Below are 14,932 nucleotides of genomic sequence, written 5' to 3' on the forward strand. Positions count from 1 at the left end.
CAGCTGCCCCGCGCGCCGGCTCCACCGGCTCCACCGGCGCCCGCCGGCCGGCTCGGGCCCGGGTTGCCCCGGGTCGGGTCGAGCCGGCCGGCGTCCCCCCGCGGCTATCCCGTGGCGGCTCGCAGCTCCCGCTCCGGATCGGGGTCGGTGCCGGCCGCGGCCGGCACCACGCGCATCGGGCCGGCCACCGGCTTGGGCTTGCCCACCAGGTAGCCCTGGGCGAAGTCCACCCCGAAGTCGCGGAGCAGGTCCATCGTGGGCTCGTCCTCCACGTGCTCGGCGGCGGTGCGGATGCCCAGCGCACGGCACATCTCGACGATCGACCGCACGATGCTCTGGTTCGCCACCGAGTGCCGGATGCCGGCGACGAACTCGCCACCCACCTTCACCAGGTCGACCGGAAAGTAGGTGAGGAAGGCGAACGGGACGTGCCCGGACCCGAAGTCGTCGAGGGCGAGTTGACAACCGAGCTGGCGGATGCCATGCGCGAAGTTGTGCGCCTCGGTCAGGTTGCCGATCCGGGCCGTCTCGGTGATCTCGAAGGTGATCTGGCCCGGGTCCACGCCGTAGCGTTGCAGCCGCTCCTGCACCCGTTCCAGCAGGTGCGGGTCGCCGAGCGACCGACCGGAGAGGTTCACCTGGTAGTGCGAGGTCCCCGATCCCCGGGCGATCAGCTCGATGGTGCGGTCGATCACCCACCGGTCGATCGGCAGGATCTCGTCCACCCGTTCGGCGTCGCCGAGCAGGGTCGACGCCGAGTGTGCCTGCCCACCGTCGTTCACCAGGCGGAGCAGGATCTCCTGCCGGGTGATCTGGTTGAGCCGCAGGTCGAGGATCGGTTGGGTGTGGAGGGTGAGGCGGTTCTCGGCCACCGTCGCCCGGATCCGGCTCCGGCAGAGCGCCCGACGCTCCTCCTCGGCCGCGGGCTGGTCGAGCGCCACCCGCGAGACGCCGGTCGCCCGGGCGCGACGCCAGGCCGTCTCCGCGTCCACGATCAGGTCGGCACCCCGGCTGCCGTCCCGGCCCTGGTAGCGGACCAGGCCGCCCCAGGCGTCCACCAGCCGGGTGCGGCCCAGCACGAAGGACTGGGAGCGGATGCCATCGATGATCGACTCGGCGAGCGCGGTGGCGGAGCTGAGCGTCGTCCGCTGCATCAGCACCCCGAACTCGTAGGGCCCGGTCAGCCCACAGACGTCGGAGCGGCGGACGACCCGCCGGACGACCTGGGCGACGGCGACCGCCAGCCGCTCCTGCTCGTCCACACCGTCGGCACCGGCACCGTCGGAACCGTCAACACCGACGGCACCGCCGCCCGGCCCACCGACGGCACCGCCGCCCGGCCCACCGACGGGGCCGGCGATGTCGGGGCCGGCGGCGTCGGGGCCGGCGGCCGGACCGACCGGCTCCACCGCCACCACCAGCAGCACGCCCGGCCCGCCCCGCTGCGCGGTGTCGATCTCGTCGGCGAACCTGGACCGGGAGAAGAGCCCGGTGACCGGGTCCCGGCCGGCCAGCTCCGACTGCACCGTTTCGCGGCGGCGGGCCAGCCGGGCCCGCTCCTGCCGGGCGAGTTCGCGGTCGGTGACGTCCCGGGCGGTGGCGATGATGCCGTACGGGCGGTGCCTGTCGTCGACGACGTACTCCAGGTAGCAGTGCACGTACCGGGTGACCCGGTCCGGCCGGACCACCCGGCAGGTCGTCTCCCGGACGGTCCGGTCCCGCCAGACCGACTCGGCCGCCCGGCGGACCCGGTCGAGGTCGTCCGGGTGGATCAGCCGGGAGAGCGCCGCGACCGAGTGCCGGAGGGTCCCGGGCGGCTGGCCGAGGATCAGCGCCATCTCGTCCGACCAGGCCAGCTCGCCGGTGGCGTGTACCCAGGTCACGGTGCCCAGCTTCGCCAGCTCCGCCGCCCGGACGATCCGGGCCGCCTCGTCGGTGTCGGCGGTCAACGGATCCCGGACCTCGATGTCGCCGATCAGGTCCCGGCCCTCGGAGACGGCCCGCTGGTATTCCTGCTGCACCCGGCGGGTGGCCCGGCGGGCTCGGGCCCGTTCCAGCTCGCTCAGTGACCCGTCGGAGGCCAGCGAGAGGATGTCGTCCAGGTTCATCCCCGTCCCCTTCCGGCGGGCGTGTCGAAGCCCGCCTGCTGGGCGAGTTCCTTCAACCGGCTCCGCGCCTCCTGCCGGTACGTCCGCACCGTGTTGTACGCGATGCCGAGCAACGTGGCGATCTCCTGGTCGGTCCAGCCGTCCAGTGCCAGCATGAAGACCTCGGCCTGGCGTGGCGGCAGCTGGGGCAGCCAGCCCCGGAGCAGTTCGCGCGCCTCCGCCGGATCGGCCGGTTCGGCGAGCCGCTCCGGCGGCACCTCGTCGAGGCTGATCTCGGTCTCCTGCCGCCGGCGCCGGCGCAGCACCAGCAGCTTGTAGCGGGCGGTCTTGTACATCCAGGCCAGTGGTTTCTCGTACTCCCGGATCTGCTCCCACTTGTCGCGGGCGGTGATGAAGGCCTCCTGTACGGCATCCTCGACCAGCCCCCGGTCCGGGCACTGGGCGAGCAGAAAGCGTTCGACCCGCACGAAGTTCCGCTGGCAGAACGCCTCGAAGCTCACCTCGGACTCGGCCTGGCCCCGGTCCCCCAACCGGGCGGCCGTCTCGGCCCGTACCACCGCGTTGTCCCCACCCCTCATGCCGCCTCGCCCCCGCCTGTTCGACGGAGCCGGCGCGCCCGCCCGACCCGATGCCCCTGATGGGCCCGCTCGTCGTTCGGTTGACCCGGCCCCCCGACCGGGTCAACCAGTACCGCCACCGGGCTCCCGGCCGGCAGTCCCCCCAGAACCTCGCTCATCCTCGCCTCTCGCGGTCCGTAGTTGTCGGTTCCGCGTATAACTCTCCGTCAAAGGACCCGGCGTAGGGGGCGACCCGCCCGGCCGAAGATGGCGATGATCAAAAAAGTGGTAACTACCTGGGGCATCTCCCCCGATCGGCCACTGTAGACAAGCCGATCAGTGGAAGACGTCTACTGTCCCGTATGGATTGCGCAGAGTAACTGCGATGGTGAACCCGGCCGCTTCCGGGTCAGCCGGCGCTCAGTTGACCGCGTCGGGCCGGCCGGTGGCCGGCTCCTCGTCGTCGTCCTCGTCCGGCTCGCCCCAGTTCCGCCGCAGGTACGGCATCCCGGCCCAGAACGTCAGAAACCAGGCGGCGGTCAGCCCGCTGAGTACGAACGCCACCGGCCGGGGCAGGACGAAGTCGGTGACCAGCAACACCGAGCTGACCATGGCGACCAGCATGAAGGCCAGGCCACCGCTTGCCATGCTGTGCGCGAACCGGACCATCTCCGGCTTGCGTCCCCGCCGGAAGAGCGCCCGGTGGAAGGCGACCGGCGAGATGATCAACGCGGCGGCAGCGGCGGCGGCCAGCAACGCGATGATGTAGGTGTCCTTCTGGAAGGCGTTGGTCTTCGGGAAGCCGCTGCTGAACGGCAGGGTGAGCAGGAAGGCGAAGAGGATCTGCACCCCCGTCTGCGCCACCCGCAGCTCCTGCAACAGGTCCGCGAAGTTCCGCTGCCACCGCTGCTTCGCGGTCTCCTCCGCACCCGGTACGGGCTCCGTGGACACCCTGCCACCTCCAGATCGCCCCGTGATTCCGGCGTCAATGCCCGGAATGCGGTTCGCCGAAACGCGTACGCCTCTCGGCTTCGCGTCCGGAGGGGTCAGGCGCCGCGGCGAATCCGGCCGGCGTACCGGGCTTCCAGGGCGTTGTTGTGGTGGTCGCTGTCCGGAATGTTGGCCGAAAGGTAGACCGGTGGCGTCTCCCCCGCCTCGACCAGCCGGCGGACCACCTCCACCACGATCTGCTGGGCGAGCAGCGCGGCGGTGATCGACGAGACCGCGCCGACCGCGCCGCCACCGGGCAGCGGGAGCGCCGCGTCGCCGTACGGGGCACCGTTGTCCAGCACGACGTCGGCGAGGTCGCCGAGCTTGCGTCCGGAGGGGTGCCGGGAGGCGACCCCGGCCGAATGCTCCCGGGACGTGATCGCGATCAGCCCGTGCCCGCGCTCCTTGACCAGCGACGCGAACTCGACGATGGTGCCGTTCACCCCGGAGTTCGAGGCGATCACGAAGACGTCCCGGGAGTCGATCGGCGTCACCTCGTAGAGCCGGCGGGCCACTGTCGGATCCCGCTCCAGGGTGGGGCCGAGGATGTCGGCGGGCTCACCCCCGCGCAGTACCAGGTCCCGCAGCGCGATCCGGTTCGTCGGCACCAGCCCGCCGGCCCGGCCGGCTATCTCCATCGCCAACGCCTCGGAGTGGCCGGTGCCGAACGCCTGCACCACTCCCCCGGCCCGGAGCGCGCCGATGACCAAATCTGCCGCCCGGCGTACGCCGTCCCGCGCGCCCGCCGCCACCCGGGCGACGGTCTCGGTGACGACGTCGAGATAGCCCTCCGGGCTGAGTGCCACGATCGCGGTCCCTTCGAGAAGGTGATCTGGGCCATCCACCCTATCCCGGGAGCCATCCATCCTGTTCCGGAAGATGGTGGGCGCGGCCACATCGGGCGCTTCCCCAACTGTCGGCACCGCGGCATCCGGTGTAGCGTCTGCGGCACAACAGCACATCCGACAGGGGAGCGCACAGCGCTGAGAGTGCGGGCGATCCGCCCGCAGACCCTCGCACCTGATCTGGGTAATGCCAGCGCAGGGAGTTCGGTCGATTCTCCAGCCGCGCCGTGGTCCGGGTCCGTCCCGGCTCGCGGCGTGCGACTTGCCCGGTCCGCCGCGCGACTGGGAGGCAAGCTCGTGACAACGTCCACCATCACCACCAGATGGCGCACCGTCGACATCGTCGTCGCATCCGTCATCGCGGTCGCGTTCGGGGTCATCTTCTGGGCCTGGAACGTGGTCTGGAGCGCCACCGAGGGCGCGTTCGCCTTCTTTCCGCCGGCCCAGGCGGCCATCTACGGCATCTGGCTGGTGCCCGGGGTGCTCGGCGGGCTGGTGATCCGCAAGCCCGGCGCCGCGCTCTACTGCGAGTTCGTCGCGGCCGTCGTCTCGGTGCTGCTCGGCAGCCAGTGGGGCACGATAGCCATCATCCAGGGACTCGCCCAGGGCGTCGCCGCCGAGGCGGCGTTCGCGGCCGTCCGCTACCGCTCGTTCCGGCTGCCGGTGGCCGTCGGCTCCGGCCTGCTGGCCGGTCTCGCCGCCGCCGTCTTCGACCAGATCCGCTACTACTCCGAGTTCGACGTCGCCTCGTTCCGGGTGCCGGTCTTCCTGATCACCGTGCTCAGCTCGGCGGTCGTGGCCGGTGCCGGCGGCTGGGCGCTCACCCGCTCACTGGCCCAGACCGGCGTCCTGGACCGGTTCCCGGCCGGCCGCGAACGTACCGCCGTCTAGCCGGCACGGGCGCGGTGAGCGAGGTACGGCTGCGCGGCTTCGGCTGGCGGCACGCCGGCCGGCGGGCCTGGGCCCTCCGCGACGTCGACCTGCGGATCGGGCACGGCGAGCGGGTGCTGCTGCTCGGCGCCTCCGGGGCCGGCAAGAGCACCCTGCTCGCCGCGCTCGCCGGCCTGCTCGCCGAGGACTCCGGCGAACAGGAGGGCACCGTCGAGATCGACGGGCTCGACCCGCGCAAGGCCCGGGAGCGGGTCGGCATCGTCTTCCAGGACCCGGAGACCCAGCTGGTGATGGCCCGCTCCGGTGACGACGTGGCGTTCGGCCTGGAGAACCGGGGCGTACCGGCGGCGGAGATCTGGCCACGGGTCGCCGGGACGCTGGCCCGGGTCGGCTTCCCCTACGGCCTCGACCGCTCCACCGCCGCGCTCTCCGGCGGCGAGCAGCAGCGGCTCGCCCTGGCCGGGGTGCTGGCGCTCCGGCCAGGGCTGCTGCTGCTCGACGAGCCGACCGCCAACCTGGACCCGGCCGGCGCCGCCCTGGTCCGCGACGCGGTCGCGGCGGCGGTGGACGACGAGACCACCCTGATCCTGGTCGAGCACCGGGTCGCCGAGGCGCTGCCACTGGTCGACCGGGTGGTGGTGCTGGAACCCGGCGGCGGGGTGCGCGCCGACGGGCCGCCGGCGGAGGTCTTCGGCGCGCACGGCCCGGAGCTGGCCGCCGCCGGGGTCTGGGTGCCGGGCCCGCCGCCGGCTCCACACCGGGCCGCCAACGCCCCCGGCGACCTGCTGCTCACCGCCGACCGGCTCGGCCTGCCGCCCCGGCTGGCCGGCACGGACCTGCGGGTACGCGCCGGTGAGGCGGTCGCCGTGCTCGGGCCCAACGGCGCCGGCAAGTCCACCCTGGCGCTGCTGCTCGGCGGGCTGCTCCGTCCCCGCACGGGCCGGCTGGCGGCCTCTCCGGCCCTGGCCGGCCGGGACGCCGGCACCGCACCGCACCGGTGGCGGGCACCGGCGCTGGCCGGCCGGATCGGTTCCGTCTTCCAGGATCCGGAGCACCAGTTCGTCCGGAACACGGTCTTCGAGGAGCTGGCGCTCGGGCCGCGCCGGACCGGCCGGCCCGAGGCGGTGGTCCGGTCGGTGGTGGACGAACTGCTGGCGCGGCTCCGGCTCGACCGGCTGGCCGGAGCCAACCCGTACACCCTCTCCGGCGGCCAGGCGCGGCGACTGAGCGTGGCGACGGCGCTGGCCACGGCACCCCGGCTGCTGGTGCTGGACGAGCCGACCTTCGGGCAGGACCGGCGGACCTGGATCGAGCTGGTCGACCTGCTCGCCGGGCTGCGCGACGCCGGGCACGGCATCGTCACCGTCACCCACGACACCGACTTCGTCGCCGCCCTGGCCGACCGGACGATCCGGCTCGGCGACGGCGCGCCCGAGCCGGCCGGCGTACGGGGCGACGCGTGATCCCGTACCAGCCGATCGCCGCCCCCGGCGCGCCGCTGGCCCGGCGCAACCCGGTCGCCAAGGTCGCCGCCGCGCTGGTCGTCTCCGTCGCGCTGATCGCCACGGTGGACCCGGTCGCCCCGGCGGTGGCGATCGGCTTCGAGCTCGCCGTGGTGCCGCTCTTCGGGGTCGGCTACGCCGCGCTGGCCCGCCGGGCCTGGCCGCTGCTGGCCAGCGCCCTCGGCATCTTCTGCACCCTGGTGCTCTTCGCCGCCGAGCGGACCGGCACCCTGCTCTGGCAGGTCGGGCCGGTCGAGATCACCACCGGGGTACTGGTCACCGCGCTGGGCATGGCGCTCCGGGTGATCGCGGTGGCGCTGCCGGGTGTGCTCATCTTCGCGACCACCGACCCGACCGACCTGACCGACGCGCTGATCCAGAACGTCAAGGCCCCGCCCCGGTTCGCGATCGGGGCGCTGGCCGCGTTCCGCCTGGTGCCGCTGCTCGCGCTGGAGTGGCAGATGGTGAGCCTGGCCCGCCGGGCCCGGGGCATCGAGGCCGGCCGCAACCCGCTGACCCGGCTTCGGCTCTTCGGCTCGACCGCGTTCACCCTGCTGGTCGGGGCGATCCGCCGGGGCACCCGGCTGGCCACCGCGATGGACGCCCGCGGCTTCGACTCGGGGACGCCGCGTACGTCGGCCCGCCGGCAACAGTTCACAGTGGCCGATGCCGCCCTGGTGGCCGGGGCGGCGGTGCTCGCCTCCGGAGCGCTCGCGGTCAGCGTCGCGCTCGGCACCTTCCGCCCGCTCGTCGGCTGACCCGGCCGGCCCTTCCGCCCGCTCGTCGGCCGGCCCGGCCGACCCTTCCGCCCGCTGGCCGGCTGACCCGGCCGGTCCGGGCGTTACGCACCTGCCACGGACGGGGTCGCCCTGGCCGGGCCCATGTCCGCAGCAACATGTTTGCATGAGTGCCCTGATCAGGTCATCTGCTGTTCTCCGGGCGGGACGAGATTGGGCCACCTCTGCACCAGTCGACGAACTACGGAGCAAGCATGGGCCACGGCCATTCGCATCACCACGATCATGATCACTACGGCCACGACCACGGCACCACCGGGGACCTGCCGGCCGCCGTCGACCTGACCGTCCCGGACGAGGAGCTCTCCCCCTCCGACCTCTCCCGGCGCGGCTTCCTGCGCAACGCCGGCCTGCTCGGTGCCGGTGCCGCCGCCACCGTGCTCGCCACGCCCGAGCTGGCCCACGCGCACGGCTCCGGCGGCGGGCACGGCCCCGGCGGCGGGCACGGCCCCGGCGGCGGGCACGGCGGCGGCTCGGAGCCGAAGGGCGGCTTCCAGTGGCTCGCCGGTGACCACCACATCCACACGCAGTACAGCTCCGACGCGCAGTACCGGGTGATCGACCAGGCCCGGCACGCCCGCGCCCACGGGCTGGACTGGATGGTGATCACCGACCACGGCAGCGTGACGCACGCGAAGATCGGCGTGGAGAAGGTCAACCCGGACATCGTCGCCGCCCGGGGCCAGCTCAGGGACCTGCTCATCTACCAGGGTCTGGAGTGGAACATCCCGGCCGCCGAGCACGCCACCGTCTTCGTCGCACCGGGCCGCAACGAGGTGGCGGTGCTGAAGGAGTTCGAGAACGCGTACGACGGCAGCGTGCGCGGCGCCGGTGACCCGACCCCGGCGAACGAGGCGCTGGCCGTCGCCGGCATCAGGTTCCTCGGCGAGGCGGTCCGCCGGCGCCGGATCGACGGGGCGCTCTTCCTCGCCAACCACCCGGCCCGGCGCGGCATCGACTCGCCGCACGAGGTGCGGGCCTGGCGGGACGCCGACCCCACCGTCGCGGTCGGCATGGAGGGCGCCCCCGGGCACCAGGCCGCCGGCCTGCCGAGGGCGACCGCCGGCCGGGCCCGGGGCTACTACGACAACAACCCCTCCGCCAGCTCGTTCCCCGGCTACCCGCTGGAGAGCTACCGCACCTGGGGCGGCTTCGACTGGATGACCGCCACCGTCGGCGGGCTCTGGGACAGCCTGCTCGCCGAGGGCAAGCCGTGGTGGATCAGCGCCAACTCCGACTCGCACGTCAACTACCTGGACACCTCGCAGCGCGGGCCGGACAGCAACTTCGAGCTCAACGGCAGGTACCACGACCCGGTGTACGGGCCGCTGCTCACCGAGGCCGGCGACTACTGGCCGGGCCAGTACAGCCGGACGCACGTCGGCGCGAGCTCGTTCAGCTACCGGGCCGTGATGGACGGGCTGCGCTCCGGCCGGGTCTGGGTCGACCACGGCGGCCTGATCAGCGGTCTGGACGTCCGGGCCCGGATCGCCGGTGACCGGCGGCACGACTCCGGCACCCCGCTCGGCGGCGTGCTGCGGGTCAGGCGGGGTACCTCCGTCGAGCTGACCATCGACATCGACCTGGCCAACACGCCGAACTGGTCGCAGTTCGTGCCGGCGCTGGCAAGGGTCGACGTGATCACCGGCCGGGTCACCGGCCCGGTCGGCGACCGGGACACCTTCACCGCGCCGACCGCCCGGGTGGCGAAGTCGTTCGAGGTCGGCCGGGGCACCGGCCGGGTCTCCTTCACCTACTCGTTCGGCCGGGTCGACCAGCCGTTCTACGTACGGCTGCGGGGCACCGATGGCAAGCGGAGCGCGCCCGGCCTGATGGGCGCCGCGGTCGACCCGCACGGGCCGGCGCTCGACGTGGTCGGCGCCGCCGACCCGTGGGAGGACCTCTGGTTCTACGCCAACCCGATCTGGGTGCTGCCGAGTTGACCGGCGAGCACGATGTCGCCACGAGCGCCGGCCCCGCCTCCGGGGCCGGCCCCGTGGTCGGGGGCCTCGTGGTCGGGCTGAGCCTGGGCCACCGTACGGAGCGGGAGGCCGAGCACTGGCTGCGCGAGCAGGTGCTGCCGTTCGCCGGCCCGGAGCTGGTCGCCTGCACGCACCTGGTGGCCGTTCCCCATCCACACGTCGCGATCAGCCTGGCACCGGCGGGGGCGGTGCCAGGGTTGCCGCCGACGCCGCCGGAGCTGCGGGACGCGGCCGGGCGCGCCGCCGCCGAGCACCTCGCCCGCCGATCCGGCCGGGCGGTGCGCTATCCCGGCGTCGAGCGGCTGGTCGGGGTGCTCACGGTCGCCGACCTGCTGGCGGCGAGCGCCATCGCGCGGGTGACCGTGCTCGGCGGCGGGGAGCCCGACCCGGGCACGCCGGTCGAGACCCGCGACTTCGTTCGTCCACACTGGCGGGACGGTCGGCTGACGCTGGTCACCACACCGGTGGCGGGCAACCGGATCGGCCCCTTCGAGGTGCCGGACCCGACCCCCTGCTGCGCCGACCACCCGTAGCGGGCCGCCCCGGGCCACCCACCCGGCAACCTCCGGGCGATCCCGGTCAGCGCGCCGGTGCGGATGCCGGCGGTCAGCCGCGGATCGGTTCCGGTGCGACCGGGTTCGGCAGGGCGCCGCCGAACCGCCGGTCCCGCCGGGCGTAGAGCTCGCAGGCGTACCAGAGGTGCCGGCGGTCGAAGTCCGGCCAGAGCACGTCCAGGTAGACCAGCTCGGCGTAGGCGCTCTGCCAGAGCAGGAAGTTGGAGATGCGCTGCTCGCCGGAGGGGCGGAGGAACATGTCGACCGCCGGCACCTCCGGGTGGTAGAGGTACCGCGCGATCATCTTCTCGTTGACCTTCGCCGGGTCGACCCTGCCGGCGGCGACCTCCCGGGCGATCGCGGCGGCGGCGTCGGCGATCTCGGCCTGCCCGCCGTAGTTCACGCAGAACTGCAGCGTCAGCGTCGAGTTGTCCCGGGACATCTCCTCGGCCGTCTGCAACTCGGAGATGACGCTCTTCCAGAGCCGGCCGGCCCGGCCGGACCAGACCACCCGGACCCCGAGCTCCACCAACTGGTCCCGACGGCGCCGGATGACCTCCCGGTTGAAGCCCATCAGGAAACGCACCTCGTCGGGCGAGCGCCGCCAGTTCTCCGTCGAGAAGGCGTACGCCGACAGGTACGGGACGCCCAGCTCGATCGCGCCCTCGATCGTGTCGAAGAGCGAGTACTCGCCCTGCTCGTGCCCCTTGGTCCGGGGCAGCCCGCGCTCCTTGGCCCAGCGCCCGTTGCCGTCCATCACCACGGCCACGTGCTTCGGCAGCGCCTCGGCCGGCAGCGCCGGAGGCCGGGCACCCGACGGGTGCGGGGTCGGTGGCACCGGCGCCCGGCGGGCCCGGTCGGTCATCGCTCGGATCACTGTGCTTCCTTCGCTACGTCCGGCGCGGCGTCACTCGCCACGTCCACCGCGTCGGGTCGTCGCGGGGCGTGCCGCGCCCGCTCCGTACGCTCACCGCCGGTCGAGCCCCTGTCGACCAGCGGCAACGAGCGTAACCCCCGCTCCAGATGCCATTGCAGGTGCGCCGCCACCAGGCCGCTGCACTCCCGGCGGTGCGCCTGCTCGGCCGCGTCCGCCGTCCGCCAGTCCCCGGAGGCGAGCGCGGCCATCAGGCCGAGGGTGGCGGGGGCCGGATGGGCCGCGCCGGGCGGCCGGCAGTCGGGGCAGACACAACCCCCGGCCGGTACGGAGAAGGCGCCGTGCCTGCCCGGCGTACCGCAGACGGCACAGGCGACCAGTGCCGGCGCCCAGCCGGCCAGCCCCATCCCGCGCAGCAGGTACGCGTCCAGCACCAGGGTGCTGGCATGCTCGCCGTCGGCGAGGGCGCGCAGCCCGCCCAGGGTGAGCTGGAAGAGCCGCAGCGACGGCTCCCGCTCGACCGGGGTGAGCCGCTCCGCCGTCTCGGCGATCGCACTCGCCGCGGTGTAGCGGGGATAGTCGGCGACGAACGCCTTGCCGTAGAGCTGGACCGCCTCCACCTGGCTGATCGAGTGCAGCGAGCTGCCCTGCTCGCCCTTCGGGTCACCGGCGATCTGGAGGTCGACGTGGCCGAACGGCTCCAGCCGGGCGCCGAACCGGGAGGTGGTCCGGCGTACCCCCCGGGCGACCGCCCGCAGCCGGCCGTGCCGGCGGGTCAGCAGAGTGATGATCCGGTCGGACTCGCCGAGCTTCTGGACGCGCAGCACCACCGCGTCGTCGCGGTAGAGCTGACGGCGGTATCCGGCCACCCACCCATTCTTCCCGCCCACCCTCCGCGTGTAAGGAAGGGCCCCTTCTTATCGTTTTCTGTAGAAGAAGGGGCCCTTCCAATCACCGCTGCCCGATCGGCGACCCTGAGGCGGCTCTCAGGGTCGGATCGGGGTGGTCCGGTGGCAGAACCCGGATGCCGGCGGTCCGGTGCCGCCCATAGCCTTCGTCCATGCTGGTTTCCCGGGCCACCGCCACCGCCACCGCCGCCACCGGCGCCCTCGTCCTGGTCGCGCTGCTCGCCTCGGCCGGCTGTGACGGCGTCGCCGAGCAACGCCTCACCTACAACCGCACCGAGGATGTCAAGATCACCGAGATCGAGGTCTCGCCCGGCTCCGGGAACGTGGTGGTACGCACCGGAGCCGTGAAGAACGTCCGGATCGAGCGCGTGGTCCAGTACCGGGGCGGCCAGCCCGACGACGCCACCTACCGGATCGAGGGCACGAAGCTCTTCCTGGACACCGACTGCGGTCGGCACTGCGGGGTGTCGTACGACATTCTCGCCCCGGCCGGCGTCACGCTGCGCGGCGAGAACGGCTCCGGCAACGTCACCCTGACCGCGCTGGCGGAGGTCGACATCAGGGTCGGCTCCGGTCACATCTCGGTGACCGACGCCAGCGGCCCGGTCCGGGCCGAGACCGGCTCCGGGAGGATCACCCTCAACCGGCTGCCGGGCCCGGTTTCCGCGCGGGCCGGCTCGGGGTCGATCGAGGGTCGTTCGCTGGGTGCCGGGAAGGTGTCGGCGCACACGGGTTCCGGCAGCATCGAGCTGACCCTCGCCGCCGCCGGCTCGGTGCAGGCCAGCGCGTCGAGCGGCTCCATCGACCTGACCGTCCCGGCCGGCGACTACCAGGTGCGGGCGCACGCCGACTCGGGCAGCACCGACGTGAGGGTGCGCAACGATCCGGCCGCGAAGGACGTGCTCGACCTGGAGACCGGCAGCGGCAGCATCACTGTCCGCGCGAGCTGACGCTGCCGCGCTCGCCCGCCGTAGGCCGAGCCGTGGTGTCGGACGGAACGGCGGGACCGGCAGGTGGGCGGCCGGCAGGTGGGCGGCCGGCAGGTGGGCGGCCGAGAGGTGGGCGGCCGGCAGGTGGGCGGCCGAGAGGTGGGCGGCCGGCAGGTGGGCGGGCGGCGGCGAACGGGCCGCCGGGCAGCAGGCGGGGAGGGCGGCGGGCGGCCAGATCCTCCACCCAGCCGAAGAGCATGACCGCGACCGCCACCAGCACGGCGACGGCAGCCAGCCGCGCCGCCAGGCCGAGCGCGGACGAATGGGCCAGCCCCAGCCCGGAGAGCAGCGCGTCGACGGCGATCACGAAGGGCATGTGCCAGAGGTAGATGGTCAGGGCCCGACTGTTCACCACCGTCACCGCCCGACGCAGCGCCGCCCAGCGGTCGACCCAGGCGACCGACGGTGGCGCCAACCCGAGCACCAGCAGCACGAACGCGAACGACCAGAGCGCGTTGCCGGCCGGTACGTCGTTCAGGTCGTACCCGCGCGGCCCCTGGTGGGTGAAGATCCAGGCTGCGCCGAGCGCGGCGGTGGGCAGGGCGATCGCCACCATCAACCGACGGGACATCCGCCGCAGCATCCCGTCGTGCTGGGCGAAGCCGAGCAGCCAGGCGCCGAAGTAGAGCCCGAAGTCGCGCAGCAGCCCCGGCGCCTCCGGGTAGCCGAACTCGACGACCGCCAGCAGCAGGTACGGCGCCAGCACCGTCGGCACCGGCCAGCGGCGGAACAGCCAGTAGGCCGGCGGCGAGACCAGGACGAACCAGAGGTAGTCGCGCAGATACCAGACCACGCTGAGGACCAGTGCGCCCCAGGTGTTGGCCGGCGGATCGGCCAGCGGCAGCACCCAGAGCGCCAGCCGCCAGGACGGGGCCAGGCCGGTGAGCAGCATGGCCGGCACGAAGATCGCCGCCACCAGCCAGAGCGACGGCAGCAGCCGGCGCAGCCGGCGCCCGATCGCCGCGGCACCCCGGCGCTCCAGCGAACTGGCCATCAACGCCCCGCCGAGCGCGAACATCAGCGACATGGCGGGAAATGCCAGCGTGAGGAAGGCCCAGTGGGTGACGTGGTAGACGACGACGCGGACGATGGCGAGGGAGCGGAGCAGGTCGTAGTACCGGTTTCGCATCAGCCTGGTCTGTCGACGGAAGAAGGGGACGAAATGTCTTCCTACCCCGCGCCACTGGGCGGGTATAGCAACAACCGGAGGATTTTTAGCTGAACCCTCTCGGAACAGGCGGCAACGTCACGGACGAGGCCGCGGCATCCGGGCCGGATCAGGCGTTCAGCCGCCTCCGGAGCTGCTCCCGGAGATCCTCCGGGGCCTCCTCGACCGCCAGCAGCCGGGGCAGCAGCTCCGGCTCGGACATCCAGGCCCGGAATCCCTCGGCGACGGTCACCCCGTGCTCCGGCCGGTGCAGCACCGTCACCTCGTCACCGGCCCGCACCTCCCCCGGCCGCAGCACCCGGAGGTACGCGCCGGGCCGGGCCTCCCGGGTGAACCGCTTCAACCACCGTGGGATCCCCATCTTGAGCTGAAAGGTGGCGCACGGGATGCGGCCGAAGGTCGTCTGGAGCACCAGCTCTGATCCGATCCGCCACTGCTCGCCGATGACCGCGCCGTTCACGTCGAGCCCGACGGTGGTGAGGTTCTCCCCGAAGACGCCGCCGGCGAGCGGGCGACCCAACTCCGCCTCCCACCAGTCGTAGTCCTCCCTGGCGTACGCGTACACCGCCTGGTCGTCGCCGCCGTGGTGCCGTACGTCGAAGATCTGGTCACCGACCAGGCCGCTGCCCAGCCCGACGGTCTTCGGTCCGGGCGCCCGGACCGGCACCGGCCCCGCCACCGGACGCTTGTTGATGCCGGTGACCCCGACCTCCTTGGCACTGTTCGGCTCGGGAACGGCGAGGTTGACCGAGAGGATCTCTGCCATG

Annotated in this window: 14 protein-coding genes and 1 riboswitch; of the genes, 6 read left to right on the forward strand and 8 right to left on the reverse strand. The window is 73.4% G+C overall.

Annotation, left to right across the window (positions count from 1 at the left end; all coding sequences use genetic code 11):
• Positions 1-104: 104 nt before the first annotated feature.
• The 4 genes from ACN27G_RS22015 to ACN27G_RS22030 form a co-directional block, all read right to left on the reverse strand.
• Entirely contained in the window at positions 105-2,108 is a 2,004-nt protein-coding gene (locus ACN27G_RS22015; RefSeq protein WP_421494664.1) for a sensor domain-containing phosphodiesterase, read from the reverse strand.
• Positions 2,105-2,686: an RNA polymerase sigma factor gene (locus ACN27G_RS22020; protein WP_421494665.1), complete on the reverse strand. Its 582-nt coding sequence runs from the start codon at positions 2,684-2,686 to the stop codon at positions 2,105-2,107. Before ACN27G_RS22020 ends, ACN27G_RS22015 begins: the two co-directional genes overlap by 4 nt.
• A 399-nt stretch (positions 2,687-3,085) precedes the next feature.
• Positions 3,086-3,616, reverse strand: coding sequence for a DUF6328 family protein (locus ACN27G_RS22025; RefSeq protein ID WP_421494666.1), 531 nt, complete (start codon positions 3,614-3,616; stop codon positions 3,086-3,088).
• A gap of 95 nt (positions 3,617-3,711) precedes the next feature.
• Positions 3,712-4,461, reverse strand: a complete 750-nt coding sequence (locus tag ACN27G_RS22030) for a sugar isomerase domain-containing protein (RefSeq protein WP_421494667.1) — start codon at positions 4,459-4,461, stop codon at positions 3,712-3,714.
• A gap of 151 nt (positions 4,462-4,612) precedes the next feature.
• A riboswitch (TPP riboswitch) is annotated at positions 4,613-4,720 on the forward strand.
• Positions 4,721-4,797: 77 nt separating this feature from the next.
• Here ACN27G_RS22030 and ACN27G_RS22035 point away from each other — a divergent pair.
• From ACN27G_RS22035 to ACN27G_RS22055, 5 genes are all read left to right on the forward strand, one after another.
• Positions 4,798-5,391, forward strand: coding sequence for an ECF transporter S component (locus ACN27G_RS22035; RefSeq protein ID WP_421494668.1), 594 nt, complete (start codon positions 4,798-4,800; stop codon positions 5,389-5,391).
• Between the two features lie 14 nt (positions 5,392-5,405).
• On the forward strand, positions 5,406-6,854 hold the full coding sequence (locus ACN27G_RS22040) for an ABC transporter ATP-binding protein (protein WP_421494669.1): 1,449 nt from the start codon (positions 5,406-5,408) through the stop codon (positions 6,852-6,854).
• Entirely contained in the window at positions 6,851-7,651 is an 801-nt protein-coding gene (locus ACN27G_RS22045; protein WP_421494670.1) for an energy-coupling factor transporter transmembrane component T family protein, read from the forward strand. Before ACN27G_RS22040 ends, ACN27G_RS22045 begins: the two co-directional genes overlap by 4 nt.
• A 233-nt stretch (positions 7,652-7,884) precedes the next feature.
• A complete protein-coding gene (locus tag ACN27G_RS22050) occupies positions 7,885-9,633 on the forward strand; it encodes a PHP domain-containing protein (protein ID WP_421494671.1) in 1,749 nt (582 codons plus the stop codon).
• Positions 9,630-10,205 (forward strand): hypothetical protein, encoded by a 576-nt coding sequence (locus ACN27G_RS22055; RefSeq protein WP_421494672.1) that lies wholly within the window; start codon positions 9,630-9,632, stop codon positions 10,203-10,205. Before ACN27G_RS22050 ends, ACN27G_RS22055 begins: the two co-directional genes overlap by 4 nt.
• 73 nt (positions 10,206-10,278) lie before the next feature.
• Here ACN27G_RS22055 and ACN27G_RS22060 read toward each other — a convergent pair whose 3' ends face one another.
• Positions 10,279-11,091 (reverse strand): isoprenyl transferase, encoded by an 813-nt coding sequence (locus tag ACN27G_RS22060; protein WP_421497417.1) that lies wholly within the window; start codon positions 11,089-11,091, stop codon positions 10,279-10,281.
• A gap of 8 nt (positions 11,092-11,099) precedes the next feature.
• Entirely contained in the window at positions 11,100-11,969 is an 870-nt protein-coding gene (gene recO / locus ACN27G_RS22065) for a DNA repair protein RecO (protein ID WP_421494673.1), read from the reverse strand.
• A gap of 191 nt (positions 11,970-12,160) precedes the next feature.
• Between recO and ACN27G_RS22070 the strand changes: the two genes are divergently transcribed.
• On the forward strand, positions 12,161-12,958 hold the full coding sequence (locus ACN27G_RS22070) for a DUF4097 family beta strand repeat-containing protein (RefSeq protein ID WP_421494674.1): 798 nt from the start codon (positions 12,161-12,163) through the stop codon (positions 12,956-12,958).
• Here the strand turns inward: ACN27G_RS22070 and ACN27G_RS22075 are convergent.
• Both ACN27G_RS22075 and ACN27G_RS22080 read right to left on the reverse strand, forming a co-directional pair.
• Positions 12,939-14,126 carry an acyltransferase family protein gene (locus tag ACN27G_RS22075; protein WP_421494675.1) on the reverse strand — a complete coding sequence of 396 codons (1,188 nt, stop codon included), beginning with the start codon at positions 14,124-14,126 and terminating at the stop codon, positions 12,939-12,941. The genes ACN27G_RS22070 and ACN27G_RS22075 overlap by 20 nt on opposite strands.
• A gap of 148 nt (positions 14,127-14,274) precedes the next feature.
• Entirely contained in the window at positions 14,275-14,931 is a 657-nt protein-coding gene (locus tag ACN27G_RS22080) for an MOSC domain-containing protein (RefSeq protein WP_421494676.1), read from the reverse strand.
• Between the last annotated feature and the right edge of the window lies 1 nt (position 14,932).

It is taken from the genome of Plantactinospora sp. WMMB334, from assembly GCF_049179095.1.
Classification (GTDB): domain Bacteria; phylum Actinomycetota; class Actinomycetes; order Mycobacteriales; family Micromonosporaceae; genus Plantactinospora.